General features: G+C 54.7%; 2 protein-coding genes. Both read left to right on the top strand.

Translation table 11 applies throughout. From position 1 onward, the window contains the following. Window positions 1–47 precede the first annotated feature (47 nt). Window positions 48–1,451 carry an ATP-binding protein gene (locus O2N63_RS17465; protein ID WP_271055593.1) on the top strand — a complete coding sequence of 468 codons (1,404 nt, stop codon included), beginning with the start codon at window positions 48–50 and terminating at the stop codon, window positions 1,449–1,451. 1 nt (window position 1,452) lies between these two features. Beyond that, a complete protein-coding gene (locus O2N63_RS17460) occupies window positions 1,453–1,773 on the top strand; it encodes an SHOCT domain-containing protein (RefSeq protein WP_271055592.1) in 321 nt (106 codons plus the stop codon). The last annotated feature ends 59 nt before the right edge of the window (window positions 1,774–1,832 follow it).

The following is a 1,832-nucleotide window of genomic DNA, read 5'->3' as shown; positions in this document are numbered from 1 at the left end:
ATCCGAAATGGCGGCTATTGTCTTTCAGTTGATGTCGAGGTGGCCGGATGAATTTGGCATTCCTTCGCACATTGCGGGTTCAATTGGTCATACTGATTGTCGCGGCGTTGATCGTCGCCCAGTTGATCAGTCTCTGGCTCTTTGCAGATGAACGCAGTCTTGCCGTTCGGGCTGCACTTGGTTTTGAGGCGGCTGGCCGGGCCGCAAATGTTGCGAGGTTGATCGAGGAAGCGCCCGAAGACCTTCATTCTTCGATCATTCGCGCCGCAAACTCTCCTCTTGTACGATTTGATCTGTCGGATGAAGCAAGTGTCCAACACCTGGATCATTCTGATAACGGGTTGGTCGAGTCGCGTATTCGCTCCCTTCTTAACGACAATTACAGCCGTGATATCCGGGTCGAACTGCATGAAATCGAAGGGCAGATCCTGCCACTTCCGCATCTGTCACAGGAAATGGCCGAAATGCATGTGGCAATGATGCAAGGTGAGCTTTCGGCAATCGAGATGAACCTTTCGATTGCGGTTGAAGGAAGCCAGTGGCTGAATGTCGGCACGCGTTTTGAACGCCCACCGATCCAGTGGCCCTTCCATTCGATGCTGACTTTTGCTGTGTCCGCAGCTGTTATTCTAATCGTGGTGATCTGGTTCCTGCTGACCCGGCTGACAGGCCCGTTGCGGCGATTGGTCGGTGCCGCAGATCGATTGGGACGCGGAGAAGATGTGGATGAGTTGCCCATGATCGGGCCGACTGAGATGCGGGATCTGACCTCGACCTTCAACCACATGCAAGACCGCCTGACGCGCTTTGTGGCGGATCGAACCCGTCTTCTCGCCGCACTGGGGCATGATCTGCGCTCGCCGCTGACCGCAATGCGCGTACGGGCTGAGATGGTGGATGACGAGGAAACGCGTGAAAGCCTTGTTGCGTCAGTAGAGGAAATGCAGTCGATGGTCGAGGCAACCCTGACTTTCGCTCGGGGGCTTGCGGGATCGGAGAAGTCAGAAGTTCTTGATATCGGGGATTTTCTTGAGGATCTTAGATCCGACATGGTGCCCTCCTTCAAACTGGAAAAAGGTCCATCGCATGATGCGCGGATTCGGCCACACGCTTTGCGTCGGGCCTTGCGAAATGTGATCGAGAATGCCGAGCGCTATGGGGGAATTGCGCGTGTGAGCAATCAGGTCCATCCGGATGAATTTGTCATTACCGTTGATGATGATGGACCGGGCATTCCAGCTCTCGATCTTGAACGCGTGTTCGATCCATTCTTCCGTCTGGAAGAATCTCGCTCACTTGAAACAGGTGGACATGGGCTTGGCCTGTCCATCGCCCGGACGATCATCCGCGCCCATGGCGGAGACATCTCACTTTCGAACCGCGCCGAAGGGGGGCTGCGCGCGACTATCGCAATCCCATTTGCCGGTGATCAATCAATGAATGGAGGCTGACATGACTAAAAAACTCATTGCGACAAGCATTGCGGTGCTTTCCGGTGCTGCGATTGCCTATGCGGACCCTGCGGGCGACTGGGGGGCGGGGTATGGACATATGGGATGGGGAGGAGGATTTGGAATGCTCGGCGGTTTCATGATGCTGGTGTTCTGGGGCGTCATCATCGCCCTGATCGTTATTGCTGTACGCTGGTTCTCTGACAATCGTCCCGGTGGTGCGAAATCTTCGAATGCAATGGATATCCTCAGATCCCGTTTTGCCAAAGGAGAGATTGATGAAGAAGAATTCCGCAAGCGTAAGGCTGCTCTTGAAGAGTGATCTTCTCTACAAATCTATGGCGCAGGTGCTGCCAAGGGTAAATCCGCGAGCCGTTGAGC

Source organism: Aliiroseovarius salicola (assembly GCF_027891095.1).
In the GTDB taxonomy this organism is placed as follows: domain Bacteria; phylum Pseudomonadota; class Alphaproteobacteria; order Rhodobacterales; family Rhodobacteraceae; genus Aliiroseovarius; species Aliiroseovarius salicola.
This window is presented reverse-complemented; position numbering and strand designations above follow the sequence as displayed.

Excerpts from the sequence above, each read along its gene's own strand:
- O2N63_RS17465 (WP_271055593.1), top strand. The coding sequence starts at position 48 with ATGAATTTGGCATTCCTTCGCACATTGCGGGTTCAATTGGTCATACTG.
- O2N63_RS17460 (WP_271055592.1), top strand. The coding sequence starts at position 1,453 with ATGACTAAAAAACTCATTGCGACAAGCATTGCGGTGCTTTCCGGTGCT.